Annotated in this window: 47 protein-coding genes and 1 tRNA gene; 43 read left to right on the plus strand and 5 right to left on the minus strand. The window is 40.0% G+C overall.

Annotated features, from left to right (window positions below; all coding sequences use genetic code 11):
- Positions 1–46: 46 nt before the first annotated feature.
- The 13 genes from bshB2 (at position 47) to L3V42_RS12485 (ending at position 10,935) form a co-directional block, all read left to right on the plus strand.
- On the plus strand, positions 47–718 hold the full coding sequence (gene bshB2, locus L3V42_RS12425) for a bacillithiol biosynthesis deacetylase BshB2 (RefSeq protein ID WP_235761286.1): 672 nt from the start codon (positions 47–49) through the stop codon (positions 716–718).
- A 75-nt stretch (positions 719–793) separates the two neighbouring features.
- Positions 794–988, plus strand: a complete 195-nt coding sequence (locus L3V42_RS12430) for a PspC domain-containing protein (RefSeq protein ID WP_235761287.1) — start codon at positions 794–796, stop codon at positions 986–988.
- Positions 989–990: 2 nt separating this feature from the next.
- On the plus strand, positions 991–1,332 hold the full coding sequence (locus tag L3V42_RS12435) for a phage holin family protein (RefSeq protein WP_235761433.1): 342 nt from the start codon (positions 991–993) through the stop codon (positions 1,330–1,332).
- A gap of 128 nt (positions 1,333–1,460) precedes the next feature.
- The gene (hprK, locus tag L3V42_RS12440) at positions 1,461–2,396 is read left to right on the plus strand and encodes an HPr(Ser) kinase/phosphatase (RefSeq protein ID WP_235761288.1); all 936 of its coding nucleotides are present in this window, start codon (positions 1,461–1,463) and stop codon (positions 2,394–2,396) included.
- Positions 2,397–2,408: 12 nt separating this feature from the next.
- A complete protein-coding gene (lgt, locus tag L3V42_RS12445; protein WP_235761289.1) occupies positions 2,409–3,266 on the plus strand; it encodes a prolipoprotein diacylglyceryl transferase in 858 nt (285 codons plus the stop codon).
- Positions 3,267–3,308: 42 nt separating this feature from the next.
- Positions 3,309–3,944 carry a pyrophosphatase PpaX gene (gene ppaX / locus L3V42_RS12450; RefSeq protein WP_235761290.1) on the plus strand — a complete coding sequence of 212 codons (636 nt, stop codon included), beginning with the start codon at positions 3,309–3,311 and terminating at the stop codon, positions 3,942–3,944.
- Positions 3,945–3,947: 3 nt separating this feature from the next.
- On the plus strand, positions 3,948–4,475 hold the full coding sequence (locus L3V42_RS12455) for an acyltransferase (RefSeq protein WP_235761291.1): 528 nt from the start codon (positions 3,948–3,950) through the stop codon (positions 4,473–4,475).
- A 348-nt stretch (positions 4,476–4,823) separates the two neighbouring features.
- Complete coding sequence (locus tag L3V42_RS12460; RefSeq protein WP_235761292.1) at positions 4,824–5,828, plus strand: tetratricopeptide repeat protein; 1,005 nt, start codon at positions 4,824–4,826, stop codon at positions 5,826–5,828.
- Positions 5,829–5,894: 66 nt separating this feature from the next.
- On the plus strand, positions 5,895–6,848 hold the full coding sequence (gene trxB / locus L3V42_RS12465; RefSeq protein WP_235761293.1) for a thioredoxin-disulfide reductase: 954 nt from the start codon (positions 5,895–5,897) through the stop codon (positions 6,846–6,848).
- Positions 6,849–7,619: 771 nt separating this feature from the next.
- Positions 7,620–8,516, plus strand: coding sequence for an RNase adapter RapZ (gene rapZ, locus L3V42_RS12470; protein WP_438822740.1), 897 nt, complete (start codon positions 7,620–7,622; stop codon positions 8,514–8,516).
- Positions 8,517–8,519: 3 nt separating this feature from the next.
- Positions 8,520–9,473: a gluconeogenesis morphogenetic factor MgfK gene (gene mgfK / locus L3V42_RS12475; RefSeq protein ID WP_235761294.1), complete on the plus strand. Its 954-nt coding sequence runs from the start codon at positions 8,520–8,522 to the stop codon at positions 9,471–9,473.
- Between the two features lie 41 nt (positions 9,474–9,514).
- Positions 9,515–10,465: a DNA-binding protein WhiA gene (whiA, locus tag L3V42_RS12480; protein ID WP_235761295.1), complete on the plus strand. Its 951-nt coding sequence runs from the start codon at positions 9,515–9,517 to the stop codon at positions 10,463–10,465.
- A gap of 212 nt (positions 10,466–10,677) precedes the next feature.
- Positions 10,678–10,935, plus strand: a complete 258-nt coding sequence (locus tag L3V42_RS12485) for an HPr family phosphocarrier protein (RefSeq protein WP_235761296.1) — start codon at positions 10,678–10,680, stop codon at positions 10,933–10,935.
- Between the two features lie 255 nt (positions 10,936–11,190).
- Here the strand turns inward: L3V42_RS12485 and clpP are convergent, their stop codons facing one another.
- Complete coding sequence (gene clpP / locus L3V42_RS12490) at positions 11,191–11,784, minus strand: ATP-dependent Clp endopeptidase proteolytic subunit ClpP (RefSeq protein WP_235761297.1); 594 nt, start codon at positions 11,782–11,784, stop codon at positions 11,191–11,193.
- 245 nt (positions 11,785–12,029) lie between these two features.
- Between clpP and L3V42_RS12495 the strand changes: the two genes are divergently transcribed.
- Positions 12,030–12,105: transfer RNA gene (locus L3V42_RS12495), tRNA-Arg, on the plus strand.
- Between the two features lie 102 nt (positions 12,106–12,207).
- Here the strand turns inward: L3V42_RS12495 and L3V42_RS12500 are convergent.
- The 4 genes from L3V42_RS12500 to L3V42_RS12515 form a co-directional block, all read right to left on the minus strand.
- Positions 12,208–13,371, minus strand: coding sequence for a site-specific integrase (locus L3V42_RS12500; RefSeq protein WP_238472108.1), 1,164 nt, complete (start codon positions 13,369–13,371; stop codon positions 12,208–12,210).
- On the minus strand, positions 13,352–13,795 hold the full coding sequence (locus L3V42_RS12505; protein WP_235761299.1) for an ImmA/IrrE family metallo-endopeptidase: 444 nt from the start codon (positions 13,793–13,795) through the stop codon (positions 13,352–13,354). The genes L3V42_RS12500 and L3V42_RS12505 overlap by 20 nt, the downstream gene beginning before the upstream one ends.
- Positions 13,796–13,886: 91 nt before the next feature.
- On the minus strand, positions 13,887–14,363 hold the full coding sequence (locus L3V42_RS12510; protein WP_235761302.1) for a hypothetical protein: 477 nt from the start codon (positions 14,361–14,363) through the stop codon (positions 13,887–13,889).
- A gap of 1 nt (position 14,364) precedes the next feature.
- Positions 14,365–14,817 carry a helix-turn-helix domain-containing protein gene (locus tag L3V42_RS12515; RefSeq protein ID WP_238472109.1) on the minus strand — a complete coding sequence of 151 codons (453 nt, stop codon included), beginning with the start codon at positions 14,815–14,817 and terminating at the stop codon, positions 14,365–14,367.
- Positions 14,818–14,976: 159 nt separating this feature from the next.
- Between L3V42_RS12515 and L3V42_RS12520 the strand changes: the two genes are divergently transcribed.
- The 29 genes from L3V42_RS12520 to L3V42_RS12655 all read left to right on the plus strand — a co-directional run bounded on the left by L3V42_RS12520 (position 14,977) and on the right by L3V42_RS12655 (position 26,630).
- Complete coding sequence (locus L3V42_RS12520; protein WP_235761304.1) at positions 14,977–15,210, plus strand: helix-turn-helix transcriptional regulator; 234 nt, start codon at positions 14,977–14,979, stop codon at positions 15,208–15,210.
- The gene (locus L3V42_RS12525; RefSeq protein ID WP_235761305.1) at positions 15,210–15,926 is read left to right on the plus strand and encodes an ORF6C domain-containing protein; all 717 of its coding nucleotides are present in this window, start codon (positions 15,210–15,212) and stop codon (positions 15,924–15,926) included. The genes L3V42_RS12520 and L3V42_RS12525 overlap by 1 nt, the downstream gene beginning before the upstream one ends.
- Positions 15,927–16,211: a helix-turn-helix domain-containing protein gene (locus tag L3V42_RS12530; protein WP_235761306.1), complete on the plus strand. Its 285-nt coding sequence runs from the start codon at positions 15,927–15,929 to the stop codon at positions 16,209–16,211.
- Between the two features lie 109 nt (positions 16,212–16,320).
- Positions 16,321–16,593, plus strand: a complete 273-nt coding sequence (locus tag L3V42_RS12535; protein WP_238472110.1) for a helix-turn-helix domain-containing protein — start codon at positions 16,321–16,323, stop codon at positions 16,591–16,593.
- Entirely contained in the window at positions 16,590–16,826 is a 237-nt protein-coding gene (locus tag L3V42_RS12540; protein WP_238472111.1) for a hypothetical protein, read from the plus strand. Before L3V42_RS12535 ends, L3V42_RS12540 begins: the two co-directional genes overlap by 4 nt.
- On the plus strand, positions 16,823–16,951 hold the full coding sequence (locus tag L3V42_RS18330) for a hypothetical protein (protein WP_255783466.1): 129 nt from the start codon (positions 16,823–16,825) through the stop codon (positions 16,949–16,951). Before L3V42_RS12540 ends, L3V42_RS18330 begins: the two co-directional genes overlap by 4 nt.
- A gap of 132 nt (positions 16,952–17,083) precedes the next feature.
- On the plus strand, positions 17,084–17,305 hold the full coding sequence (locus L3V42_RS12545; protein WP_238472112.1) for a hypothetical protein: 222 nt from the start codon (positions 17,084–17,086) through the stop codon (positions 17,303–17,305).
- Between the two features lie 195 nt (positions 17,306–17,500).
- Positions 17,501–17,674 carry a hypothetical protein gene (locus L3V42_RS12550; RefSeq protein WP_188858905.1) on the plus strand — a complete coding sequence of 58 codons (174 nt, stop codon included), beginning with the start codon at positions 17,501–17,503 and terminating at the stop codon, positions 17,672–17,674.
- 1 nt (position 17,675) lies between these two features.
- The gene (locus L3V42_RS12555; protein WP_238472113.1) at positions 17,676–17,888 is read left to right on the plus strand and encodes a YqaI family protein; all 213 of its coding nucleotides are present in this window, start codon (positions 17,676–17,678) and stop codon (positions 17,886–17,888) included.
- A 98-nt stretch (positions 17,889–17,986) separates the two neighbouring features.
- Positions 17,987–18,199, plus strand: a complete 213-nt coding sequence (locus L3V42_RS12560; RefSeq protein WP_238472114.1) for a hypothetical protein — start codon at positions 17,987–17,989, stop codon at positions 18,197–18,199.
- Positions 18,165–19,070 (plus strand): hypothetical protein, encoded by a 906-nt coding sequence (locus L3V42_RS12565; protein WP_238472115.1) that lies wholly within the window; start codon positions 18,165–18,167, stop codon positions 19,068–19,070. Before L3V42_RS12560 ends, L3V42_RS12565 begins: the two co-directional genes overlap by 35 nt.
- The gene (locus tag L3V42_RS12570) at positions 19,036–19,842 is read left to right on the plus strand and encodes a PD-(D/E)XK nuclease-like domain-containing protein (protein WP_238472116.1); all 807 of its coding nucleotides are present in this window, start codon (positions 19,036–19,038) and stop codon (positions 19,840–19,842) included. Before L3V42_RS12565 ends, L3V42_RS12570 begins: the two co-directional genes overlap by 35 nt.
- Positions 19,835–19,999, plus strand: a complete 165-nt coding sequence (locus tag L3V42_RS12575; protein ID WP_238472117.1) for a hypothetical protein — start codon at positions 19,835–19,837, stop codon at positions 19,997–19,999. The genes L3V42_RS12570 and L3V42_RS12575 overlap by 8 nt, the downstream gene beginning before the upstream one ends.
- A gap of 24 nt (positions 20,000–20,023) precedes the next feature.
- Positions 20,024–20,941 carry a replication protein gene (locus tag L3V42_RS12580; RefSeq protein WP_238472118.1) on the plus strand — a complete coding sequence of 306 codons (918 nt, stop codon included), beginning with the start codon at positions 20,024–20,026 and terminating at the stop codon, positions 20,939–20,941.
- 2 nt (positions 20,942–20,943) lie between these two features.
- Positions 20,944–21,267: a replicative helicase loader/inhibitor gene (locus L3V42_RS12585; protein WP_238472119.1), complete on the plus strand. Its 324-nt coding sequence runs from the start codon at positions 20,944–20,946 to the stop codon at positions 21,265–21,267.
- Positions 21,264–22,559, plus strand: coding sequence for a replicative DNA helicase (dnaB, locus tag L3V42_RS12590; RefSeq protein WP_238472120.1), 1,296 nt, complete (start codon positions 21,264–21,266; stop codon positions 22,557–22,559). The genes L3V42_RS12585 and dnaB overlap by 4 nt, the downstream gene beginning before the upstream one ends.
- Complete coding sequence (locus L3V42_RS12595; protein WP_238472121.1) at positions 22,552–22,755, plus strand: hypothetical protein; 204 nt, start codon at positions 22,552–22,554, stop codon at positions 22,753–22,755. Before dnaB ends, L3V42_RS12595 begins: the two co-directional genes overlap by 8 nt.
- Positions 22,756–22,908 (plus strand): DUF6011 domain-containing protein, encoded by a 153-nt coding sequence (locus tag L3V42_RS12600; RefSeq protein WP_238472122.1) that lies wholly within the window; start codon positions 22,756–22,758, stop codon positions 22,906–22,908.
- On the plus strand, positions 22,905–23,171 hold the full coding sequence (locus L3V42_RS12605) for a hypothetical protein (protein WP_238472123.1): 267 nt from the start codon (positions 22,905–22,907) through the stop codon (positions 23,169–23,171). Before L3V42_RS12600 ends, L3V42_RS12605 begins: the two co-directional genes overlap by 4 nt.
- Positions 23,171–23,506, plus strand: coding sequence for a hypothetical protein (locus tag L3V42_RS12610; RefSeq protein ID WP_238472124.1), 336 nt, complete (start codon positions 23,171–23,173; stop codon positions 23,504–23,506). The genes L3V42_RS12605 and L3V42_RS12610 overlap by 1 nt, the downstream gene beginning before the upstream one ends.
- Positions 23,503–23,766 (plus strand): hypothetical protein, encoded by a 264-nt coding sequence (locus L3V42_RS12615; RefSeq protein WP_238472125.1) that lies wholly within the window; start codon positions 23,503–23,505, stop codon positions 23,764–23,766. Before L3V42_RS12610 ends, L3V42_RS12615 begins: the two co-directional genes overlap by 4 nt.
- Positions 23,763–24,185, plus strand: coding sequence for a YopX family protein (locus L3V42_RS12620; protein ID WP_238472126.1), 423 nt, complete (start codon positions 23,763–23,765; stop codon positions 24,183–24,185). Before L3V42_RS12615 ends, L3V42_RS12620 begins: the two co-directional genes overlap by 4 nt.
- On the plus strand, positions 24,182–24,661 hold the full coding sequence (locus L3V42_RS12625; protein WP_238472127.1) for a YopX family protein: 480 nt from the start codon (positions 24,182–24,184) through the stop codon (positions 24,659–24,661). The genes L3V42_RS12620 and L3V42_RS12625 overlap by 4 nt, the downstream gene beginning before the upstream one ends.
- Positions 24,658–24,990 carry an NUDIX hydrolase gene (locus L3V42_RS12630; protein WP_238472128.1) on the plus strand — a complete coding sequence of 111 codons (333 nt, stop codon included), beginning with the start codon at positions 24,658–24,660 and terminating at the stop codon, positions 24,988–24,990. The genes L3V42_RS12625 and L3V42_RS12630 overlap by 4 nt, the downstream gene beginning before the upstream one ends.
- Positions 24,987–25,178, plus strand: coding sequence for a hypothetical protein (locus L3V42_RS12635; RefSeq protein WP_238472129.1), 192 nt, complete (start codon positions 24,987–24,989; stop codon positions 25,176–25,178). The genes L3V42_RS12630 and L3V42_RS12635 overlap by 4 nt, the downstream gene beginning before the upstream one ends.
- Before the next feature lie 2 nt (positions 25,179–25,180).
- Complete coding sequence (locus tag L3V42_RS12640; protein ID WP_238472130.1) at positions 25,181–25,477, plus strand: hypothetical protein; 297 nt, start codon at positions 25,181–25,183, stop codon at positions 25,475–25,477.
- The gene (locus L3V42_RS12645; protein ID WP_238472131.1) at positions 25,474–25,782 is read left to right on the plus strand and encodes a hypothetical protein; all 309 of its coding nucleotides are present in this window, start codon (positions 25,474–25,476) and stop codon (positions 25,780–25,782) included. Before L3V42_RS12640 ends, L3V42_RS12645 begins: the two co-directional genes overlap by 4 nt.
- Positions 25,783–25,880: 98 nt before the next feature.
- Positions 25,881–26,468, plus strand: coding sequence for a hypothetical protein (locus L3V42_RS12650; RefSeq protein ID WP_238472132.1), 588 nt, complete (start codon positions 25,881–25,883; stop codon positions 26,466–26,468).
- A gap of 3 nt (positions 26,469–26,471) precedes the next feature.
- Positions 26,472–26,630 carry a hypothetical protein gene (locus L3V42_RS12655; RefSeq protein ID WP_238472133.1) on the plus strand — a complete coding sequence of 53 codons (159 nt, stop codon included), beginning with the start codon at positions 26,472–26,474 and terminating at the stop codon, positions 26,628–26,630.
- Positions 26,631–26,645: the final 15 nt, after the last annotated feature.

Consider the following 26,645-nt stretch of genomic DNA (forward strand, 5'->3'; position numbering starts at 1 on the left):
AGAAACGAATATTTAAAATGGAAAGAATAGAAAATAGGTGATAGATATGGAAAAACATGTTGTGGTTATATATCCGCACCCAGATGATGAATCATTTGGTGCAGCAGGTACAATAATCCAATACCGAAAACAAGGTGTTCCTGTGACATATTTATGTGGAACATTAGGTGAAATGGGCAGGAATATGGGGAATCCCCCAATTGCGAACAGAGAATCATTATCGGAAATAAGAAAAGAAGAATTGCTGGAAGCAGCCCGGGTTCTGGATATGGAAGTCGAGATGCTAGGGTTTAGGGATAAAACCCTTGAATTTGAAGACCGGACGAAGGTTGCGACTAATCTCAAGGAATATCTGGATAGAATAAAGCCATCTCTAGTTATTACTCATTATCCGGATCATGCCGTTCATCCTGATCACCATGCGCTTGGGGCAGCGGCGATTGAAGCGGTTCGTATGATGGATAAGAGCGAGCGTCCAGTCGTTTGGGCGCAGGCAATCAGCAGGAACTATACGGAGGTCCTCGGAAAACCTGATGTTATAAATGATGTCCGTGCAGAAATTGATACGAAGCTCGATGCGATTTATGCCCATAAGACTCAAGCTGCAGGGGTTCTATCGCAATTTATGCAACCTGGTTTTAGTCAAGAAGAATTTAAAAAAAAGGTAGCGAATAATTTCTCGACGGAGCAATTTTATATATGGAAATATAACGATTAAATGCACTTACTATGAAACATTTTTTCGTGCTTATTCGTATAACAGGTAAGTGTTGTTATACTTAGGAGGGATTTTATGAAAAAACTTTATCGTTCATCTGATAATCGGTACGTAGCTGGAGTGTTTGGTGGCTTATCCGATTACTTGAATGTTGATGCTACTGTTTTACGCGTGATTTTTATTATCTTACTTATTATGAGTTTTAGTACCGTTGCATTGGTTTACCTAGTTGCAGCGTTAATCATTCCTAAAGATGTGGAGATCTATTAATGATGCGATTTTTACTGTCCCTAGCACTAAATACAGTCGCGTTGTTAATTGTGAATGAAATCTTCACCTCCTTTCATATTGCAGGGATCGGAACAGCGATATTGGCAAGTATCATTCTAGCTATATTAAATGTGATTTTGAAGCCGATTTTGATTATCTTGACTTTACCAATTACAATCTTAACATTCGGGTTGTTCCTGCTTGTCATTAATGCCATTACGTTAATGGCAACTCAAGCATTGATGGGAACATCCTTTGTCATTGACGGCTTCGGCACAGCTTTTATCGCATCCATCATTATTTCGCTTATCACCCTCGTGCTCGGCGGATTAATGAAAAATTAACTACCAATCGAAATCGTAGGCCACCCGCCTACGATTTTTTGAGGCTTTATGCTACAATAAAGTGAAACTTCTATATACATAATGTTGGAAAATACAGTGACTTCGATTCATTCAATGGAGGGATGATAATGGTGAGGGTACGTACAAAAGATCTGCTCGATAACTTTACTTTAACATTAGTAGCCGGAGCCCAAGGAATCAACCGAGAAATCATTACGAGTGATATTTCTCGGCCAGGAATAGAAATGACGGGATTTTTTGATTTTTATCCAAAAGAAAGACTGCAACTAATCGGGCGTACTGAAATGGCCTATTTTCTAGAATTATCCGAAGAAGAAAAGCACGACCGAGCTGTTAGACTTTGCGAAGACATTACCCCGGGGATTGTTGTTTCACGAGGGATGGATATTCCAGAAATATTAATTCAAGTTGCAGATGAAGCGGGAGTACCGATTCTCCGCTCCCCCCGGAAAACAACTCGGGTACTAAGTCGATTAACCAACTACTTAGAAGGAAAATTCGCGCCAACGACTTCCATGCATGGTGTACTTGTTGATATTTATGGTGTAGGCGTGCTGATTACCGGACAAAGTGGTGTCGGAAAGAGTGAAACAGCACTGGAGCTGGTTAAACGTGGTCATCGTCTCGTTGCGGATGACAGTGTTGAAATTTATCAAGAAGATTACGACAGCCTTATTGGCAGCTCACCGGAAATTCTTGAGCATATGCTGGAAATTCGTGGATTAGGGATTATTGATGTGATGACATTATTCGGTGCTGGAGCAGTAAGGACGAAAAAACGTATCTCAGTTGCCATTCATCTGGAAAACTGGGATGAAACGAAGCAGTATGATCGCCTTGGTTTGGATGAAGATACATTGCAAATTATGGATGTCAAGCTGCCGAAAGCAACGATTCCAGTACGCCCAGGAAGAAACCTTGCTGTAATTATTGAAGTGGCCGCAATGAACTTCCGGCTGAAGCTTATGGGAATTAACACAGCCGAACTATTTTCCGAGCGGCTAACCGATATTATTCAAAGTGAAAGAAATATGATGGAGTAGAGGGGTGTTCTTTTGATTTATACGGTAGAGCCATTAGACCGGGTAATGCTGGAACTGGGACCTTTTACGATTTATTGGTACGGCGTCATTATTGCCTTTGGTGCATTATTAGGTATTTATTTAGCGATGAAAGAAGCGGAAAGGCTCGGATGGAATAAAGATACAATCATTGATTTCGTCGTCTATGCTATCCCTATCGCAATTATAACTGCACGCATTTTTTACGTTACTTTTGAATGGGAGCGTTATGCTGGCGGACCATTTTGGAAAGTGTTTGCAATATGGGAAGGCGGAATTGCGATTCATGGAGCGGTTCTCGGTGGAGTTCTAACAGCAATCGTTTATTCGAGAATGAAAAAGCTATCTTTTTGGAAGCTTGCCGATATTATGGCACCAAGCTTGATTCTTGGACAAGCCATCGGCCGCTGGGGAAATTTCATGAATCAGGAAGCTCATGGAGAAGCAGTTTCAGAAGCGGCTTATAATAATTTTCTTCAATACTTGCCAGACTTTATTATGAACCAAATGACAATTGAAGGTGTAATGTATCACCCAACGTTTCTTTATGAGTCCATCTGGAATATACTTGTGTTTGTATTCTTGCTGCTTCTGCGGAAATACAACCCAACGCGTGGCGTTATATTTTTAAACTACCTCATTTTCTATTCTGTTGGGCGCTTCTTTATTGAAGGAATGCGGACAGATAGTCTATATATTATAGAAGGTTTACGAACTGCACAAGTTGTCTCGGCGATGTTAATTGTGCTGGGGATTATCTTGATCATCTATCGACGTAAAACGGAATCGGCAAGATATTTAGATTTACCTGAGCCAAAGAAAGGCCGAAAGAACAAGAAGAAAAAACGTTAAGTTTGAAAAGGAAATATGTGAAACAAAGAAAGGGACGGAAATATGAACACTCGTACAATACTCTTTGATTTGGATGGAACATTAATTGATACAAATCAGTTAATTGTTGAATCTTTTAAACATACTTTTGACCATTTTAAACTAGATTTTACTGATGAGGAAATTATTGAATTTAATGGCCCGCCGTTAGTAGAAACGTTTAAAAAAATTGACCCAGTCCGAGCAGATGAAATGGTAGCAACATACAGAGCCCATAACCACCTGTATCATGACCAATTTGTAACAGCCTTTCCAAATGTGCTGGAAGCACTCCAAGGACTGAAGGAAAACAATATTAAAATGGGAATCGTAACAACAAAACTTACGCGCGGCGTTGAGATGGGACTGAAAAGAACAGGATTGACTGATTTTTTTGATTCCGTCGTTACGTTGGATGATGTAACCCATGCGAAGCCACATCCAGAACCTGTTCTGAAAGCGATGGAAGATTTAGGCGGGGAGAGTAGGTCCACAATCATGGTCGGGGACAATTCCCATGATATTGAGTCAGGCCATAATGCGGGCGTAAGAACTGCTGCGGTCAGTTGGTCACAAAAGGGAAGAGACCGCCTGCTTGCCTATAAACCGACCTATATGCTTGATAAAATGACAGACCTTCTTCAAATAGTAGGAGTATAGACAATGCGTAATACGAAGCGCTTTCCTGTGAAAGATTCCAATTCCCTTTGGCAGATTTATAAGACAGTCCCGTTTCTTAAAGTCGCCAAGAATTTTATCGTTATTCAGCTTGCCCGTTATACTCCATTTCTTGCAATGAAAAATTGGCTCTATCGCACTTTTTTACGGATGAAAGTTGGAGAAGAAACTGCATTTGCCCTAATGGTAATGCCAGATATTATGTACCCGGAAAAAATTCAAGTAGGCAGGAATAGTATTATCGGCTATAATACTACAATTCTTGCTCATGAATATTTGATTAATGAATATCGACTTGGGGAAGTAGTCATAGGAGATGAAGTGCTGATTGGCGCCAATACAACCATTCTTCCTGGCATTACAATCGGTGATGGCGCTACTGTATCTGCTGGAACACTCGTACATAAAAATGTTCCAGCAGGCGCATTCGTCGGCGGGAACCCGATGCGAATCATTTATACAAAAGAAGAAATGGATGAACGGCAAAGGCAAGAAACCTTTCCATCTGAATAAGGTGTTCATAATGGAGGAAGTAAGTCACCATCCGTCTTATGAAGTTTTAAGTGGGAATTTGACGGATGGTTACACCGGATTAACTATTTAAGCGGAACATGTAACGTGTTCCGTTTTTTTAATGAGTTAGCATAGGGAGCGTTCCAATGAATCCGTTGCTGAAAATATACAGGACACAGAGAAGCGAAGAATAAATGCCGAGATTTTAGCAGAACTTATATATGGAATGTGAAGCAGCGCATGATTGGATGCTGCAATTGTCTTCCTGTAATCTGCTTTGTTTCTAGGTTCGTCAATGGGTGAAAATATGTTATACTAAGACCATATGTCAATTTTAGGAGCAGGTTAATGAATAAACAGCGTAAAAAAGCAAATAAGCTTCTTCCGTTTATTCCGGATGCAGAATTTTATTTCTCTAAAGGAGTTAAAGCATTCCAGAAGCAGAAATTTGATCAATCGATAAAATGGTTAACAAAAGCAATCGATTTGGATTCAACAAATCCTTTATATAATTGCCAGCTTTCCGTCGTGTATACCGAAATCGGAAAGTATCATCGAGCAAACCAATTATTAAATAGCGTACTGCAGCATGATGATTATGTAGATTGTTATTATTTACTTGCGAATAACTATGCACATCTGGGGCTTCTCAATGATTCCATGAAATATGCGCAAACCTATTTGGAGAAAGAACCCGACGGCGAGTTCGGTGAAGAAGCGAAGATGTTGATGGAACTTATCGAATTCGAACTTGAGGATGAAGAAATGGATGACTGGTTATTGGAAGAGGAAGATGATTTACTGAAGTATCAGGAAACGGTCTTCTATATGCTGGAAAATGAGGAATGGAAGAAAGCAATTCCGCTCATCCATGAGATGCTCCTTCTATTTCCAGATCACCTCAGTGTCAGGCATGATTATGCCCAAGCCTTGTTTTATACAGGAAACGAGAAGAAGGCGATTGAACTGGAGCAAAAGTATTTAAAAGAAATGGATCACTCTTTGCACAGCATGATGAACCTTGCCCTCTTCTATTACGAGACAGAGGAGTACGACGCTTATGATACAATCATGAGTGAATTGATCCATGTCTATCCACTCCACGGGGATCAGCAGATTAAGCTGGCAGTGATAATGGCAAAAACAGGGAAATACGAAACAGCTTACCAACGATTCAATAAGATAAGACGAAGCATGGCACGTGGACATTTATCCTTTTATAAATGGTTCAGCATTACTTGCTACCATCTAGGGAAAAAAGAGATTGCTTTTGAATTATGGGAGGATGGCTGTATGAAACACCGGGCTCTACGTGATCATGTAGCACCTTGGCAAGAGTCTCTGAGCAGATAGATAGACGGAAAACCGCAGATTGTTATAAACTCAACATAAGAACAATGATAAAAAGAGGCGATAAACATGGCTGAAGAAATTTTATATGATGTGATCATTGCAGGAGCAGGTCCTGCTGGTATGACAGCAGCTGTCTATGCATCACGAGCAAATTTAAAAACATTGATGATGGAACGTGGAATTCCCGGAGGTCAAGTAGCGAACACGGAAGATGTGGAAAACTACCCAGGATATGACCATATCCTTGGACCAGACCTATCCAATAAAATGTTTGAACATGCAAAGAAATTCGGAGCCGAATATGCATACGGTGATATTAAAGACGTTGTTGACCACGGCAACTATAAAACCGTTATTGCAGGTAATAAAGAATATAATACCAAATCATTAATCATCACAACAGGTGCAGAACATAAGAAATTAGGCATTCCAGGCGAAGAGGAATTAGCTGGACGCGGCGTTTCATACTGTGCGGTATGTGACGGTGCTTTCTTTAAAGAAAGGCATCTCGTCGTTGTAGGTGGGGGAGACTCGGCAGTTGAGGAAGGCATATACCTCACGCGATTTGCGAGCAAAGTAACCATTATTCACCGTCGTGATGAGCTACGAGCACAGAAGATACTTCAAGAACGGGCATTCAATAATGAAAAAATTGAATTTATCTGGGATACGGCCGTTAATGAAATTAATGGAGAAAATGGTAAGGTAGCAAGCGTAACATTAGAAAATAGGAATACAGGTGAGAAGTCCGACTTCCAGGCAGATGGTGTATTTATCTATATTGGAACCGAACCTTTAAGTGAGCCATTTCAATCTCTTGGAATCACCGATGACGAAGGGTATATTCCAACGGATCAAAATATGGCGACGAAGATTCCAGGAGTATTTGCAGCAGGGGATATTCGCGACAAGAAATTACGACAAATTGTGACAGCAACAGGAGACGGCAGTATCGCTGCTGAAGAGGCAATCAGCTATGTGGAAAACTTGCCTGAAGTTATCGATACGACCCAATCGTAAAGAAAGTTAATGAAACGTCATTACTTCTTAACGCTCCTGTAACCCGTATGCAACAATAATTGGGTACACTATAAATAACTAATTGACCCCCTTTTAATAGATAAATTAGTTTCTGTGCACAGGTTGCTACACCTGTGCACTTTTTTTTGCGAACTCCCACCTAAATTGTTGTCACCTGTCGAATCATAAATGACCCGCTCTCCCTTTCATACAGCGTGAGTGATTTGGCTCTTTCACTCATTCAGAGCTTCAATCGCCGTTCAGTTGCCCGGGGGACGGATGCTTTCCACGGGCACGGCCTCAGCCTCCTCGGAAGAAAACCGCTTCCTGCTCAGGTCTGGACACGTGCTTTTCCCGTAGGAGTCACCGTCCCCCGGGCAACTGAACTGGTTAGATGGCTCTTTTAAATAGAAATTATTCGGCCACGATAAGGAGTATACTTTTTTAGAACATTAAACAGTGATTCCAATTTGGCCTTTCCTGGTAGCAGTCCAGACACCTCGAGACTCCTGCGGGAGGATAGGCCTGGCGAGACCCCTTAGTGCTCAGCGCGAGGAGGCTTGCCAGCCGCTCAGCAGGTGCGAGAGGTGTCTGGACTGCGGACCTCCAGAAGTGAGTTTCGGACACTCACGCTGTATGAAAGTAATCAACTGTTTCGGGTTGCGAAAGTTAAATAATAATGAAATATAGTTTAAATCCGTCGATGAATAGCATATGATAGATATAAGAACAAGAAGCGATAATAGTTCCTCTAAAGGAGTGCGATAGGAAATGGCAGAGATGGAAAAAGGATTCGATAAAGGAACGCGATTAGTAATTATTACAGGAATGTCAGGAGCAGGAAAAACGGTAGCCGTACAAAGCTTTGAAGATTTAGGATATTATTGTGTAGATAACTTACCACCAACCCTACTGCCTAAATTCTTGGAGTTGATGAAGGACTCTACGAACAACATTACAAAAGTGGCTCTTGTCATGGACTTGCGCGGCAGGGAATTTTTCGATTCTTTATTCGAAGCATTGGACTCACTCAGCGAAGAAAACTGGATAAAGGAACATATTCTCTTCTTAGATGCAAAAGACACAGCACTGGTGAGCCGCTATAAAGAAACAAGACGCTCCCATCCATTAGCTGCCCACGGTCTGCCGCTTACAGGCATTAAGCAGGAAAGAGAAATATTGGATGAATTAAGGGGCCGGGCGCAGCGCATAATCGATACGACTGATTTGAAACCGCGCGAGCTTCGCGATAAAATTTTAAAAATATATTCCGAAGAGCATCAGGAAATTTTCTCCATCAACATGGTTTCATTCGGCTTTAAGTACGGAATTCCAATTGATGCAGATTTAGTCTTTGATGTCCGCTTTCTGCCGAACCCTCATTACGTAGGTCATCTTCAACCCCTAACAGGTCTGAATCAAGAAGTGTCTTCTTACGTCTTTAAATGGTCGGATACGCAGAAATTTATTGATAAAGTACTTGACTTATTAGAGTTCATGCTTCCGCAGTATAAGAAAGAAGGAAAATCCCAGCTTGTCATCGCTATTGGATGCACGGGGGGACAACACCGATCTGTTGCACTTGCTGAACACTTCGCTAAGGAATTATCAAAAGACTATATTACTCATATCAGCCATCGCGATATTGATAAGAGAAAGGGAAGTTAAGGCATGAATGAAGAGAAACAACCAAGAGTCGTTGTTGTCGGAGGGGGAACGGGGATGCCTGTTCTTCTACGTGGTTTAAAGAATTTACCGATTGACCTGATTGCAATTGTTACGGTAGCGGATGATGGTGGAAGCACTGGAAGATTACGGAATGAGATGGCAATTCCGGCGCCTGGAGATATACGGAATGTAATTGCTGCGCTTTCTGATGCAGAGCCGATGCTTGTCGAACTGTTTCAGCACCGGTTTGAGGTAGGGAATGGGTTGTCCGGTCATTCGTTAGGTAATCTGCTGCTCGCTGCGATGACTTCTGTAACAGGGGATTTTTACGATGGAATAAAAGAAATTTCCCGTGTCTTAAACGTAAAAGGAACCATCTATCCCATTTCCACAGAAAATCTGTCACTTCATGCTAAAATGAAAGATGGGACAATTATTTCCGGGGAATCCAATATTCCGTTATCGGATAAAGGAATTGACCATGTCTTCTTAAGTCCGGAACCTGTGAAACCGTTCAGTCATGCGGTTCAGGCAATTATTGAGGCAGATCTTGTCATCATTGGTCCTGGCAGTCTCTACACGAGTATTATGCCTAATTTGATTGTACCAAGTGTACAGGATGCATTGGAACAGACAGAAGCTAAAATTGTTTACATCTGTAATTTGATGACCCAAGCAGGCGAAACGACAGGATATATGGCATCCGATCATGTGGAAGCAATTAACCGTCATATCGGGCAAGGGATTGTTCAGTCAATCGTTGTACATAATGAACCGATTAAAGGGACAATCAGAGAGAAATATGCGGAAGAGAATGCTGAACCCGTTATTTATGATATTGATAAATTGCTTGCATTAGGTCTTGAAATTATTGAAGGGGATATTATTAACAAAGAACATCCAGCCCTTCGTCATGATACGGATAAGATTGCAAAGCTGTTATATTCCTTATTATAATTACATGAGGGAAGGAATCGAAGGTAAAGGAGGAGAACACGATGTCCTTTGCTTCAGAAATAAAGAAAGAATTAACGACAATAGAATCAGATGAGGCAGAAAAGAAAGCTGAACTTGCAGCATTAATCCGTATGAACGGGGTTATTTCCGTATCAAGGCAGCGTTATTCCCTTGATATACAAACAGAAAATGCAGCAATTGCCCGTAGAATTTATACATTGATAAAAAGTAATTACGATGTGTCGATTGAAGTTCTTGTTCGAAAAAAAATGAAATTGAAAAAGAATAATATTTATATTGTTAGACTGAAGGAACAAGTACGAAACGTTTTACAAGATTTAGAAATTATGCAGCCACCACACCAGATAATCCGGACAATTTCTTCGGAAGTATTTAATGATGATGCCAACAAGCGGGCTTATTTACGCGGTGCATTTCTTGCAGGCGGATCGGTGAACAATCCGGAGACCTCTTCTTATCATTTGGAAATTTACAACTTCCACGAAGAGCATAACGATTCTCTAAGTAAATTATTAAATACATTTGATTTAAAATCCAAGACACTTGAAAGAAGGCATGGTTACATCGTTTATATTAAAGAGGCGGAAAAGATTACAGAATTCCTGAGTATCATCGGTGCGCATAATGCATTATTTAAATTTGAGGACGTGCGAATCGTTCGCGATATGCGTAATTCTGTCAATCGTCTCGTTAATTGTGAAACGGCTAATTTGAACAAAACAATCGGTGCTGCATTCCGGCAGATTGAGAATATTAAGCTTATTGAACAGACGGTCGGCTTAGATCAACTGCCGGAGAAGCTTCAAGAAATTGCTGTTCTACGAAGGGAACATGAAGATGTTTCACTAAAAGAACTTGGTGAATTAGTGGGGAGCGGAAAGATATCCAAATCAGGTGTTAACCACCGGCTGAAGAAGATAGACGAGTTTGCAGAAAAAATTCGTCAAGGTGAAGTTTTTGTGAAGAAATAAAAGAATGTTCTCTTTCCCCGTATTTCATGATATAATACTGATAATTAAAAAATTTGGATCGGGGATGTTGCAGCATTCCCGATTAGGATATGAAGGAATAAAATGCTACGAATCGATGAAAATTGCATAATATTTTTACTCCTATAGTAAAGATAATTATGATGTAAAACGAAATGGTAGCGTTTTCTAAACTTCAAGGAGGATGAGTTGAGTTGGTAGAGAATTTAGTGAAGATTGGTTTGGATTCAGGTCTGCAGGCTAGACCTGCTGCACTATTTGTGCAAGAAGCGAATCGTTACTCTTCGCATTTATTTTTAGAAAAAGACGGAAAAAAGGTGAACGCAAAAAGTATTATGGGGCTTATGAGCCTGGCTATTGCAAGCGGAGAAGAAGTAAAAATTATTGCGGATGGTCCAGATGAAGAAGTCGCCCTAAACCACCTAATTTCTTTTGTCACAGATAAAGAATAAACGAAGGCGGAAGCGCCCGTTTAGCAACGTACAAACTGGAGCACTCTGGAATGAGATAAAGGAAACACGGCGAACGTAGAGAGCCGATGTTGACTTATCGATTGGAGGAGTGTGAAGTTTGATAGTTGCTGGGCGCTGGAGCCGGACATGGCTATTGTTAGCAGCTATAGTTATACACTGCTTTTTATACTATAGTTTGCTATGAAAAAACTCCCTTTCAATCCATCGTTGAAAGGGAGTTTTTTTTAGCGTTAATTAGATATCTTCTGGTTTACGCTCCAAGATTTGGTCGATTAGACCATATTCTACAGAACGGTTTGCATTCATGAAGTTGTCTCGTTCTGTATCGCGTTCAATTACTTCTAGTGGCTGGCCTGTTTTCTCAGCAAGGATCTCGTTCATTCGTCTCTTAATTTCAATGATTCGTTTTGCATGGATTTCAATATCCGTTGCTTGACCTTGTGCACCACCAAGTGGTTGGTGAATCATAATTTCACTGTTCGGCAGGGCATAACGTTTACCTTTTTCACCTGCAGCGAGGAGAAATGCTCCCATGGAAGCTGCCATCCCGATACAAATCGTTGATACATCTGATTTAATGAAGTTCATTGTATCATAGATTGCCATTCCGGCTGTAATGGAGCCTCCCGGAGAGTTGATATAAAGAGAGATATCTTTACCAGGATCCTCCGCCTCAAGGAAAAGCAGCTGTGCGACGATAGAGTTTGCTACATTATCATCAATACCACTTCCTAGCAGAATGATACGGTCTTTTAATAACCGTGAGTAAATATCATAAGCACGTTCTCCACGGTTCGTTTGTTCAATAACTGTAGGTACTAAATTCATTTACATATCCTCCTTATTTTCATTGTTAACTATTAGTTTATCTTGTTGGCTTTCTTTTTTCATCATATACCATTGGTCAAAAAAGGTCAAACAAAAGGCTGTGTCTAGATAAAAAGCAGACTAAATATTAGCTTACCCGTTTATTTATCTTTATAAACAAACGGTAAAATAAGTATACATGTAAAAAAGCTTGAAAGTCTACTAAAAAAACGTTATAATAATCTTTGTGCTCGAAAATAAGTAATGCGCCCATAGCTCAGCCGGATAGAGCACTGGTTTCCGGTACCAGGTTTGTCGGGGGTTCGAATCCTCCTGGGCGCGCTTATAAAGTCAGTATTGACAAGGGTTTGAAGCTACTTTCATCCCTTGTCTTTTTTCTTTTCTTCTAACAATATTCTAACCTTCGGGTTCCGAAATACTTTTTTAGTCATTATTTCGGGCAATCGGAACAAGATTTTCCGGCTCCGTATTTTTCTTTCCGTATAGTGATTGTTGAATACTTGTTGCAGCTATTTCTTGGATGCCAGGAATAATATGTGAGTACGTATCTAAAGTTGTTTGAATAGATCGGTGACCTAATCTTTCTTGAACGACTTTCGGGTGCACGCCATTTTGTAATAATAGAGTGGCATGAGTATGTCTTAATCCATGGAAGCTGATTTTCTTCACTCCACTTTTTTCGATTGTCCGATTAAAGACGGTTCGTAGATAGGTTGGTTTAATACTGTCCCCAGTCGACGTTGCACATACTAAATCTAAATCAATGTAATCTGAACCGATTTTCATTTTATCTTTCGTCTGTTGTCGCTGATGCGCCCGTAGAAGCTCAATGGTATCATCATCAATATCAATTGTCCTGTAGCTTGTACTCGTCTTTAATTGAGGGGATATGGTCCATTTACCATCATCATCTTTTTTTAACTGATTAAAGACGGATATTTTTTTGTTCTCAAGATCAACATGAGACCACTTCAACCCTAGAATTTCCCCACGTCGCATTCCAGTAGCTAAAGCTAAAATAATAGGCATGGCATGATTCTTACTTTTCAAGCTACCCATAAATTTATTAACTTCTTCATGGGTCCAATATTCAATTTGTTTTCTGTTTACTTTAGGGGCTTCGATATCCTCCATAATCACTTCTTTGATGCCGTAGCGTTTACCACTTTTTAAAGCAGAAGATAAGATGCGGTATATATGTTTTTTGCTACGCTGAGATAAATCTTTATCATGCACTTCATCCATAAAGGATTCAACATGATACGGCTCTAATTTGCTTATTTTAAGGTGTCCTAAGCCCGGAATGATGTGAGTACGCATATACGATTCATAATGTTCATAGGTGCCCGGCTGGACGTTTCTTTTCTTACGAGAGAGCCATTGGTTGAAGTATTCCTCTAAAGTCATATTCTCCGGTTCTTTGTAGCCTTTTTCTAATTCATTTAAAATTCGAGGTAAATCTTTTTCTGCATCTTTCTTTCTGGAGTAACCAGAAAACCATTTTTGTTTACGTTTATTCCGGTGATCCCTCCCTAAATCCACAACTACATAATACCTGTCACCTTTTTTAGCAACGTGACCACGCAAGTAACATCTTCCTCTCATACATTTCTATTCTTCGTAGTGCAAATCCTTCTTCTACATTAAAATTTTCCATTATTTCATAGTGATTCACCTCCTTAAATTGCTCTAGCATGAATGTTGGTACACAGAAATGATAAGCAAAATAATTTGCTTGATACTCCTGTAAGTCGATGAATAGGGGATGCATCAACAATTGCGTTCCTGCATGTCTGAGATAGTGACACAACTCATGGCCAAACAATTGCCATTCCTGCTGTTCAGTCCCCGGTTGCAGAATAATTTCATTACCAAAACGATAAGACTTTCTCCTATACACGACTTCTAATTTGAGTTTTGAAGCCACATTTTCAATTGTAAGGTCAGGAGGACTGTGGACTTTAATGGTGCTTAAAAGTTCTCTGATATAATCTTCTAGGTGTGTGTACATGAAAACCTCCCAATATATAGAATGTATGTTCTGTTCAAGTGTAAAAGATTAGGTGTACATTTATTTGCACACCTTATTAAAATGAACGGTATTATTTTTTTTCTACTGTTATAGACATAGAAGCAGATGTAACGTTAATAACTGATATTCTTATGCTGTGTTCTCCGTCTTCGTAATCATGGAAACTCTCATTAAAGGCAGTTTGCATGCCGTCCTCTAATTTGTCGATATCTAACCCTAATGTGTCGGCTAAGGTTAAAACAGCGTTATATCCTTTTCCGGTCTTATCAATAGAATTTGTATCAGATTTAACGTTAATATAGTATCCTTTAACGTTATTACCATCATATAGGGCTTCTATTGTGTGCTCCTTGGAGTTGAATAATTCTCTCCACTTTTCGCCGTCTTCTTCTTCTATTTCGCCAAATTCATCTGGAACTAATTCTGTTGCATCATATTTTCTTGCGCTTTGATTATAATCTTCTGCAAAACTATCTAGTTCTTTTGCATTCACCCCACAACCAATCAAAAATATAGGAATCAAAAGAACGAATATTAGTTTTTTCACTTTACTCCCCCTTGTCTTTTTGACTCTTCTTAAACTTAATATAATCATACACATCTTGCATATCGTCTGCTGTAAAACTGGCTAGGTCTTTAAACATTAGATCGGCATCAGGGAATTCTTTTATGATTTTATTAATAATATTTGCCTTCCTTTTTTCATCTTCATCATCATCACTTTCTTCTATATAAGGAAAAAAGGAGTCTAAGCCATATGAATGATCCTCAGCTACATAACCAGCAAGTAGGTAAAGTTTATTTTTATCTAAACTTAGCGCATTGGCTATCATTGAAACGGTAGATTTTGAAGGTGAATGCTCCCCACGCTCAATTTTGCTCAAGTGAGAAAAACTAACCCCCGTCAAATTAGAGAATTCCCTAAGGTTCATATTTTTCTCTTCAGTTCTATATGCTTTTATAAATTCACCGAATTTATTATCATTTTTCTTTTCACTCATCGTTATCACCACACCCATTCACCTCCATTGTAGCGCAATACGACACAAAAATAAATAATTTCAAAACAAGTGTTGACAAGTGACACAAAGTGATTTATATTAGTGTTAAGACACAACACAACACAACGCATTAAAGATTATGTAAAAGGAGGTCACGATATGACAGTACTTCACAACAGGATTAAGCAGCTAAGAAAAGAAAGAGATGTCAACCAGCAGAAACTCGCCGATTACCTAGGTATTGAGAGAACCTCGTTATCTAAGATTGAGAACATGGAATATAATCCAAGCGCTAAAACCATTCTTAAAGTTTGTGAGTTCTTCGATTTGTCGATAGGTGATATTTTTTTTAATAAGTCTGTGTCAATTAATGACACGAAGGAGGTTGTCTAATGAATCAATTAAAAGTAGTTTCTTTAAACGGAAAATTAGTTACTGACAGTCGTGAGGTCGCAAAAATGATAGGTAGACCGCACAACGAATTAATGAAATCCATTAGAACTTATATTGAATATTTAGGTGAGGGGAATTTTCCCCACGCTGATTTCTTCATCGAATCCGAATATTTGGATGTTCAAAACAAAAAGAGACCTTGCTTTCAGATAACTAAAAAAGGTTGCGAAATGGTAGCAAACAAACTCACAGGTGAAAAAGGCGTATTATTCACAGCTGCATATGTGACTAAGTTTAACGAAATGGAACAACAACCAAGAGTCCTAACAGACAAAGAGCAATTAAAAGCTTCCATGAGACTATCGTTAGAAGCATCCGAAACACTAGAACAGCACGATGAACGAATTACCAACCTAGAAGAAACGATGCGCATCGATGGCGCACAAGAACACACATTAAACAAAAAAGGTAGACAAGTTGTTGTCGAATCTCTAGGCGGCAAATCTTCACCTGCATATAAAAACATGGCATTCAAAGTCTTTTCGGCTTTTTGGCGAGATTTTAAAAATCATTTCGAAATCCCAAGATACGGCGATCTGCCTAAAAAGAAATATGAAGAAGGCTTGCGTTTCATCGGTATGTGGCAACCTTCAACGAGTCTAAAGATTGAAATCGACAATGCTAACCGCCAGCAAACTATCCAGGAGGTGATCTAAATGTCCATGGAAGAATCCATCCGTCAAATCATTCGCGAAGAAAACGAAAGACACTTACAGGACATTGAAAAATTACTAGAATCTCACGGGTACCGCAAAACGCCTAGATTCTTAAAAGTACCAGAGGCAGCCGAAATTCTAAGGATAGGTAAAACGGCAACTTATGAACTATGCCAGCAATCAGAGCACAACGGATTCCCTTGTGTACGTGATGGTCACAAAATCAGAATACCGTACAATGCTCTGATGAACTGGATAGATCAGCAAACAAATCAAGCAATCTAGCAAAACAACCAACTGAGGGGGTTGGTACTTACATTATAAGTCAGTCAGCAAGAACAATCTGTTCCCTTCAAGAACTGTTCGTATGGCGAACAAGGAAGGAGGTGCAAATGTGGACTTTGGAGAAGTCTTACGAAAAATGCGTATAACTGCTGGGCTTAGCCAAGAGGCGATAGCGTTAAAGCTTAACATGTCCAGAAGTAACGTAGCCAAACTAGAAACAGGCAGGGTTGAACTTAAAGCGGCAGATCTAATCAAATGGTGCCGCATCACCAACAACCCAGATGTCTTGATGGCTTTATATGCAGGAGTTGAAGTAATCAATCAGTTACAGCCAGTCGCTTCATTAATAACAGGATTAATCACACTAGGAGGGATTTTGTGAACTACCACAACCACTTTAAACAAGAAGATATCCAAATCGCGAAAGCAGAAGTTAAATGCATTAATGATTTGTTTGTACTTACGGAATTGAACCTTGATGCAGGAAAATTAGATCAAGCTTACCGGAGAGCAGAGGACATCCTCCATTCCATTAAACGCTTGATAGACCTGAATGAAGAAAAGGGACGAGAGGAAATTCGGGCGATGTTGGTTAGGTTAGGGGCGTTCCGATGAGAAATTGGATCATCGATTATTTCATCGGCGAACCGGAAGAAGTCACATTGCCACAAGAATTACTGTTTTACGGAGTTATGAGCAGTCCAATATTAATTTTTATCGTAACTATGATTTTAGTTTAGGAGGTGCGGAATTGAAAATTAAAGTAAGTGAGTGGTTAGCAATGAGACCTGTAGACCGGTACATGGAAATCCAACGCGCTTATGTTGCTACGCAGCGAAAACATAAAAAACCTATTGGTTAGGAGAGATAGTATGAGAGCTTATATCAAATTGTGGGACAAGGAGTACTTAATACATTCTGTTAATTGGTTTGAAAGGGGAAATATGTGCAGCGTCTCTTTTACTGATGAAAATGGCAGTCATAAAACCATTCATAACAGGAACTTTGATTTTGAACCCGATGCAGAGGACAACAGACATGCTGAGCTATTGCATTCAAATCTACAAGAAACAGTTATCTGGAAAGAAAAATAACCCACGCAGCCACGTGAGTTATCGAATCAGATCAATTTCAAAACCTATTTATATTATATCAAATTCAAATTAATAATGGAAGGCTAGTCCTTCCTATATCGGTTATAAACGTGCATTCCTCCCTCCTAATGCATCTATACGTTTGTAGCCGATATAGGGATGATTAACCCTAATACATAGGAAGGAGGTGCTGATATGTACGTAATTACCATGGAAACAGAATGCGAAAACTGTGGGGGGAGCGCATATATGCAACAGGCTGGTGTTGAAAACAAAGTTATTATCGACTTCTTAGAAGAAACCCCTTTCAGATGTAAATGTGGTTCAAACACTTATCTAGAAATAGAAAAGAGAATTGAGGAGGACTAACATGAACCATCCAATGATCACACAAATTGAGCGCACAGGCTTCCCATACAGCGCTAAACGCGAAGACTGGGGAACCGACGGTTTGAACAACGATGTTTACAGTGGTGACGAAATCATTGAATTTGATGAAGAAATTTATCTTGTTGAAGAGTTGTCGTTGGATGCAATTGAGATTTTGGAGAGACATGGTGGCATCCATAAAATAGTCAAATAAAAAACGCCCGTAGCAGCGGACGTTTGGAATTGCTTAACAAATTTAATTATACCCCTATTATAAACGGTTTTTGTAATAGGGGCAAGGAGGTAATTTGATTGGCTCATAACCGTTATGTCCATCGCTACAATCAACGCCGTAACGAAGGTTTTAAGCCACTGGAAGCTTTCGGTATTATCGCATCCAGTATAGCTGTCCACGGAACATTAGAAGACTTACAAGAATTAGATAAACATTTTCTAAATGATCAATTTAATAAATCGGAGGGATTAATCAATGAACCAATTACAAAATCAGTTTCAGCAGTCTAATGAGAACACAGGAGTTATTGCACAATCATCTGCCAGCCGCGAAATGGAAGAAGTGAAGGGTCAAATCTTCATGGCTCGTCAATTCCCTAGAAACGTGTTTAAGTCAGAGCAACGTATCTTAGATAACTGCAAGCGCCCGGCGTTGGCTCAGGCGGCGTTATACAGCTATCCGAGAGGCGGAACGAAAGTAGAAGGTCCATCTATTCGGTTGGCGGAAGTTTTGGCGCAAAACTGGGGAAATCTTGCTTTCGGTGTGAAGGAGTTAGAACAACGACCGGGTGAATCAGTTGCTATGGCTTATGCCTGGGACCTAGAGACGAACGTTAGACAAGAGAAGGTGTTTACAGTTCCCCATAGCCGGAAAGCAAGGGGCTCTATCAAAAAACTTGATGATCCACGTGATATTTATGAATTGGTCGCGAATAACGGTGCTAGAAGGTTGCGGGCGTGCATCTTAGGTATTATCCCTGGAGATATTGTAGACAAGGCGGTTGAGCAATGTAACGAGACTATGCGTAACGGAAATGCCGAACCGATTAAGGATCGGATTGCGAAGATGCTTAAAATCTTTAAAGAAAAATACGGAGTAACACAAGAACAAATTGAAGAGCGAGTTGGCTATAACGCAAGTGCATTTACTGAATATGATTTATCCGAAATCGGCAAGATTTACACTTCACTGAAAGACGGAATGTCAAAGGCTGACGACTGGTTCTCGAACGAAGTCAAAACAAAGCAAGAATCCAAGCTCACAGAAGCTTTCAAGGAAGATAAGACCAAAGGCACCAAGAAGGAAGAAAAGCCGAAAAACGAGCCTAAAAAGGACGTGACAGAGGATGCAGGAAACCAAACCGAAATTAAATTCGAGTAATTATTACTCACTGGAGATGGACAGGCAATACATGTCCGTCTCCCAACTCAAAAACTGGAATGAATGTGAAGCTTCTGCAATGGCTTACCTAAGCGGAGAAATAAGGAAGGAGCCAAACGCTGCAATGTTAGTTGGTTCCTATACACACGCTGCATTTGAATCGGAACAAGCTTTCAGTGATTTCATAGAAGAAAACAACAGTGTCATTTTTAAAAAGAACAAAAGTAAATACGCGGATTACGAACAAGCTGATTTAATGATTGAGACATTGAGAAACGATCCTTTCGCCATGTTCGCAATGGAAGGCGAAAAGGAGCAAATTTACACAGCCAACGCGTTCGGCATCGATTGGAAAATGAAAGTTGACTCAATTAATCACGAAAGAATGTTATTCACGGATTTAAAGACAACTAGAAACCTATTTGAGCGCTCCTGGAGTGAGAAGTACGACGGCTGGGTATCATTCGTCGAACGGTGGGATTACGTCCTGCAAATGGCAATGTACCGCAAAATCATTGAAGTAAATACCGGTGAATTATATACGCCTTATATTGTCGCTGTAAGTAAAGAAAAGATACCAAATAAAGCAGTCATTTATTTCGATGAAAGTCGCTTTGATTTCGAATACGAGTGGGTGCAGATGAAGCTAGAACGAATCAATGAAGTTAGAAGTGGCGAAGTTGGACCAGTACGTTGTGAGAAATGTGATTACTGCAAGTCTACGAAGAAACTGAGTGCACCAATCGAGGTTGGTGAGTTGATTTATGTATAACAAATCAAATGTCCGTCTTCCGGAGTGGATCTGGGAGACGGCAGATAATACAGACCATTTAAAGGACTTGATTCGCGCTTATGTCGATAAGCGTTACCCAGGTTACCGGGTTGTGAAAGTGAAAGGCAGAATAGCAATTTGTGATATTGGAAGATAAAAGGCTTAAAAAGAGGTGAATAGGATGGCTAGTCCTCAAGTGGAAAAAGGTTTTATAAGGATAGCAAACGAGTTATGGAACGAAATATTAAGAAGGAATTTCAGCAAGAGACAACTCAATTTAATTCTATTTCTTTGGAGGTTATCTTACGGAACAGGTCAGAAAGACTGCAAGATAGAGAAATTTAATCAACTAGAATTAGCTGGCATGTATAAGCAAGATGTGAAGAAAGAATTGGAGCACCTAAGAGAATGCGCGGTCTTAAATTGGGATGAAAAAACGATGGTTTTCAGCATCAATAAGAACTACAAAATGTGGCAAATTACACCCAATAAAAATTGGGATAGCGAGAAGTTCGACAGCCTAATTCACCTCAATTTAAGCCGTAAAAAAGTAAGTGAAACACCTACCGGCAGAAAACAAGAAGTAAGTAAAACACTTACTTATAAGAGTGGAAGGGTAAGTAAATTACTTACTATGCGGTTAGTAAAATACTTACCAGCACCTAACGGTAAGTCAATAGTGCCAAGGAGTTCCAGCTCTCTAAAGACAGTATTAAAGACATTAAAGATTAAAGACATTAAAAGAGAAGAAGAAGACACACACGCGCATAAAGAAAATCCTTTCGTGATTTATGAACAAAACTTCGGGATATTGAAACCAATTTTAAGAGATTCGCTGATTGCTTGGTGTGAAGATTTAGGTGATGACATCGTGATAGCTGGAATGAAACTAGCTGCGCAAAAAGGCGGTTACTCATTTAGCTACATGGAAGCAATTTGGAAAGAGTGGGCGAATCAAAAACTCGAAACACTAGATCAAGTAAGAGCATACGAACTTGAAAAGCGAAATCGTAAAAACAATAAAGTGACTCCTATCAATCAGCGAATAAAACCTAAAAAAGAATCAAGCTATCTCCTAGATAAATATAGGGAGGTGTAAACATGAACCGTAACCAAGCGCTAGAAATTTTGGAAACAATCAACGAGCTTTACCCAAGATTCGAACTGACAGAAAGAAAAATACAGATCATGATTCCTCAACTGGAAAAAATGGACTATGACCGGGTTATGGCTAGATTGAGTGAACACATGGTAAACAGTTCATTCCCGCCGTCGTTGGCAGAAATCGCAGCATATGCCCCACCTAAAAACGAACACCTAGAAAAGGTTCGCCAGTGGGAAAGGGAAGCTGCGCAGGTGCCGGACCATGTAAAACAAGAATTTAAACGCAACCTAGAAAAATTGATAAAGGATAAATCCAAATGATGCACAACCCACAAGCAGAACAAGCAGTAATAGGATCGGTATTGCTGGAAGGTTCTCTATTCGAAACCTTAACAATCGAATCTAAACACTTTTACGAAGCTAGGCACCAGCAAATATTTAGAGCTATGGCAGAAGTCAACAAGAAACACATAGACATCGATGCAATAACTGTTACAAAGGAGCTAGGGGATGCAGTAAATCAAGTCGGTGGAGTGAGTTATCTCGTATCCCTAGCTGAATCTATCCCGAGCACAGAAACGCTCAAACACTATGAATCTATCGTTTTTGAAGCATACCGGAATCGTGAAACAAAGCGAATCACTATGCAGTATGCGGAAAATCCAAGTGACGAAGAACTTCCGAAGCTACTTGCTCAACTGGAAAACATTAAAGAAGTCGGCATCCAGGAACAAGGAAGGTCAACAAAAGATTATCTCATGGAGATTGCGGCGGATATGCTGGAACCTCCGGAAAGTACCCAACGGGGCTATAAAACAGGTTATGCGGACTTTGACGAAATGACGGGTGGAACACAACCAACGGACTTGATTATCATTGCTGCCCGGCCTTCTGTTGGTAAAACAGCATTCGCATTAAACATCGGTGCCGGACATTGCCAAAATGGTGGAACAACGCACATATTCAGCTTGGAAATGGGAACTAAGCAACTCTTGCAACGGATGATTTCCGCAGAATCTCGGGTGGACGGGCAGAAATGGCAGACTATGCGGTTTTCCCAAGAAGATTATGCAAAAGCATCCACAGCAATCGGCATACTGTCTGAATGGGATTTACACATACATGAGCACGAAAACACGTTGAATCAGATTAAAGCCCGGATTAGAAAGAGCGTTACGAGTGATCCGGAAGGCAGACATCTAGTCATCATCGACTACCTACAATTAATCACATCCACTGGACGTTATGAGCGACGGGACCTGGAAGTCGGAGCAATGACTCGAGAGTTAAAGCTACTAGCAAAAGAGTTAAACATTCCAATCATCCTGTTATCCCAGCTATCAAGGGGTGTTGAACATCGACAAGACAAGCGACCGATGATGTCGGACTTACGGGAGTCTGGAAACATCGAGCAAGATGCAGACGTGATTGGTTTCCTATACCGGGATGACTACTACGATGCGGAATCTGAAAAGCAGAATGTTATCGAGATTATTTTATCTAAACAGCGTAACGGACCAACAGGAACAGTGGAACTGGCATTTTTGAAGGAGTACGGAAAGTTCGTATCACTCGATTATAGATATAACCAGGAGGCGGTCATGAATGGATAATTTGGAGCGTTATGCAAGAGAACGGGAGAAGGAAAAGAATGCCATCAAGATTGCGGTTTTAAGGCTGCACCGAATGGATTTGCTGGACGAGGAACTTTTATCGACCGCACTTGATAAGGCATTTAGATTAGGTCACAACGCAGGTCATTGTCGGGGAGAATCGCATAAAACCAAGTTGCAGAGAGGGGCGGTCTAAATGTCAACATGCATCCGATGCGGTCGGAAGCTCAAGGATAAACGCAGCATTGAGCGCAAATTCGGCCCGAAGTGCTTCAAAAAGTGGCAAAAAGAACAAAAAGAAGTCGGGCTGGAAGAGAATCAGATGACGATTGAGGATGTGGCGCAATGAACACTATGCACGCTTATCGCGCTCCACTATTAAAACAAACAAGACACCGAGACTATGTATTCGTCCTGGAAGATCTGGAATTAGCATTTCCCAAAGACCAATTGGAATCAATCACAATCGCTTGGAATAACGGAATGGAGCTTGAGAATATCGCCGAGAAGTACAAGCGAGCTCCGGAAGAAATATTCTTGGCTCTATTTCATCAGGCTATGGAGAACAAGGTTACACGGGCGTTTGCTTATCGGAAGAAAGGAATGATTTAGTGGACGAAAACCTAATCAAACACATCTACCATCCATTTTATAAAAAAGTAGACAAGCTCGTTGATGATGTTAGGCTCATGCAATTACAAAAAGGTGCTGAAAAATATCCCGAGCCATTTACTCCTAGCAACTGGACTGGAAAAGAATTAGCTATACATGCCTTGCAGGAGTTGAGAGACGGACAGGTTTATGTTGTGGGTTTATTAGAACGGATTGAGGAACTGGAAACACATTCCAGTCAAGTGAGCAAACGAATTAGAGAATTAATACCTCAAGATTTAGAGGATTATGTAGAAATCATGATGCTCCTTGATGAATTGGAGGGGACGGAATGAAAGTAACTGTAGGAGATGTAACTAACAACAAAGTTAATGTACGCGATTATATGGGCGTTGATGAGGAAACGGGACGTATCTTTGTTGATGGCTTAAAGCTAGACACAGTGTTGATTGATAAAAGTGAGGAATGGGATGAGTTGAAACGGCAAAATGAGCGTTATCGTGATTTGTTAAACAGGCTTTGTGACACAGATGACATTGTAGAAGTTTATGACATCGTGGACGAATACAAAGCGTTGGAGGGTGATTCTGAATGAGGGAGATAAAGTTTAGAGGACTTGCTATGCATGGAAATAAATGGGTGTATGGGTTGTTCTTCAATAGTGGCAGTGAAGGTCAATGGACGGAAATTCAAACAGAAAGTGGCGCTACGTTCTATGTAGAATCTGACACAATCAGCCAATACACAGGCCTAGTCGATAAGAACGGCAAGGAATTATACGAACACGACATCACTATGGATAAATATAAAAATGTATCAGTTTGTTGTTGGATAAAAGAAGTTGCTGCATTTGGTTTTGTGCCAATTCAAATATATCCAAATAAAAGCTGGCATGCATTGTTTGAAGAGCAAGGTGAAGATACATTTTTCCGAAACGATAAACCGGCAATCTATCATGAAATCATCGGAAACATCTACGAAAACCCAGAACTATTGGATGGTGATTCTGAATGAGGGAGATAAAGTACCGAGGAAAAGCAATCATGCCAATTGAGGAACTAAACGAAATGGGATTTGAACATGATAACGGCTGGGTAGTTGGAAACCTTATCCAGAACGGAAGCGAGCCATGGATTGTGGGAGATTTGGTGGAAGTTGATGACGAATATATCGTGCATGATTTTTGGGTGAAAGTGCATCCTGAATCGGTTGGGCAAGTTACAGGCGAAACAGATATAAAAGATACACCGATTATTGAGGGTGATGTTGTCGAGTTTGACTTATATGGAGACGGCGAAAAGCAAAAAGGCGTTGTTGAGTATAAAAATGCGTCCTTCCTTGTTCAGACAGATTATGAACCACCAATGGACGGAACTCATTTAGGCGGAGCGTTAGCTTACGAATTAGGAAAGCTGATTAAAAATGATAAGGATGTTGAAATAATCGGAAATACCTTTGAACACAGTCATTTACTGGAGGTAACCAAATGACAAGGCCATGGACAACGAAGGAACTGATTTACTTTGAAGAAAACTACGGGAAATTAAGCACGCCAGCATTATCCAAAAAATTAAACAGAAGTGCTTCATCACTTTATGCCAAAGCTAAAAACCTCGGATTGAAAAAAGATTATGATGCCGTTGAGTATGCTGTTTACAAAGGAGAGAAGATGCTAGATATGGGAACGAGAAGAGAAATTAAAGAAAAACTGGGGTTTGATAAGAAAAAGTTGTCAGTCATTTCTTCCCCGTCCCATCGAATAAGGGCAGAGAATGGCGAAAATGTAACAGTAGCATACAGATTGGATGAGATATCGTGAACTACGAAGAAGCCCAACGCCAACTACGATATGTATTAACGAAACAGCAGACAATCGGTATTCCCAGATTAAAGAGGATTCTCGAAGCAATGGAATTTGACCGATTATCGCAAAGCAACAAAGACCTTAGACGGCAAAATAAAAAGCTTAGGGGACGGATTGAGAGATTAAAGAATGTGGAGGGATAGTGATGACTGATCGATTGAAAGGCATTCAAGGCAACTGGGAATACGAACGATGCATAAAGCCGGAAGATGTTGATTATTTGCTTGAGCGTGTTGAGGAATTAGAATTCCAACAAGAGTCTTTAAGAGAGAAAAGGACTTGGGATAGAAAGCGCATGAAAGAGTATTGGAATGAAAACAAACGCTACAAACAGGCATTGGAAAATATCGAAGAACTTTGGGCAAACAGAGAATTTAATGACAACCTAGCTTGGGATATGCTCCTTGAATCCCGCCAAGCCCTGAAAGGCGAATCCCAATGAGTCAAATAAAACCCGAACACTACTTCCAAGCAGAGAAAAACAACATCGACCGCAGAACATTTTACAGCCGGGTCAAGCTCCACAAATGGGATATCGATAAAGCAATAAACAAGCCAAAACGGAAAAGGAGGGGTTCTGTAATGAAGGGATTGCATGAACGAGAAATGGAAAATGTAATCGAAGAACTGCATGCATTGGGATATTACGAAACAAACGGAAAAACGTTAAAAGAATTATATAAGCAACTTGCTTTCTTGGAATTAACGCAGATTGAGGTTAAGTCGCCACATTCAAGCTGGTTTTAAGCGCAAATAACAACATAGGGAGCGTTTCGTGACAGATTAATAGATTTTATACATACAGGGGGGAGACGCTCTTAAAACTATAACTAGGAGGAATTAAAATGACTATGACATTAGCGGAAATAAGGAAATCAGAATATAAGGAACTGCAAGAACGCAGGGAGAAAGAAAAAGAAGATTTAAAAAAGGAATTGCAGAATGTGTTAGGCAATGAATTGGTAGAAATGTTGTCAATAATATCTGTTTCAGATGATGAAGAATTCTATAAGGTGAAAATAGCATTCGTGTTAGATGGATACAGGCAAGAAGATGATTTCTATTGGAACGATGACGAAAGCAAAGAAGATTTTGCGGAAAAGGTGAAAGGTAGAATTAATTATATCAAAGAATTGCGTGAACAGTTTCCTGAATATGCCAAGCAGAATGATTATATCCAATCGAATAGAGAGTTTAAAAAGAAATTTAACTTAACGCATATGGGATATGAAAGAGCATACGAACTGAGGCTTGAGTTAGCGGACTTCATGAAATTACCTAATCGAACGAGCGTTAGCTTCGGTGGTGGTGCTTACGAAATAAAAAGAACTCCACAAAGAGTGAGGGAATACAACGAAAACATTGATGTCGCAATTGATGTACTTCTTGATTGCATTTCAGAGTTGAAACAAAAGAAGTATAAGGAGGACTAACCCATGACTCCACGCTGGATGATCGAACGGAAACACATAAACAAGCACAATGAAATTTTAACGGTCATTGAAATTTATGCTCAAGGCGAAAACAAAGAACTGGTAAGGCAAGAAAATAAGAATCGGAAGCATAAGAGAGAGTTGTTGTTGGTTGAGAGTTGACACGAATTGTGGACT

The sequence above is a fragment of the Oceanobacillus alkalisoli genome (assembly GCF_022213125.1).
GTDB classification, from domain to species: domain Bacteria; phylum Bacillota; class Bacilli; order Bacillales; family Amphibacillaceae; genus Oceanobacillus; species Oceanobacillus alkalisoli.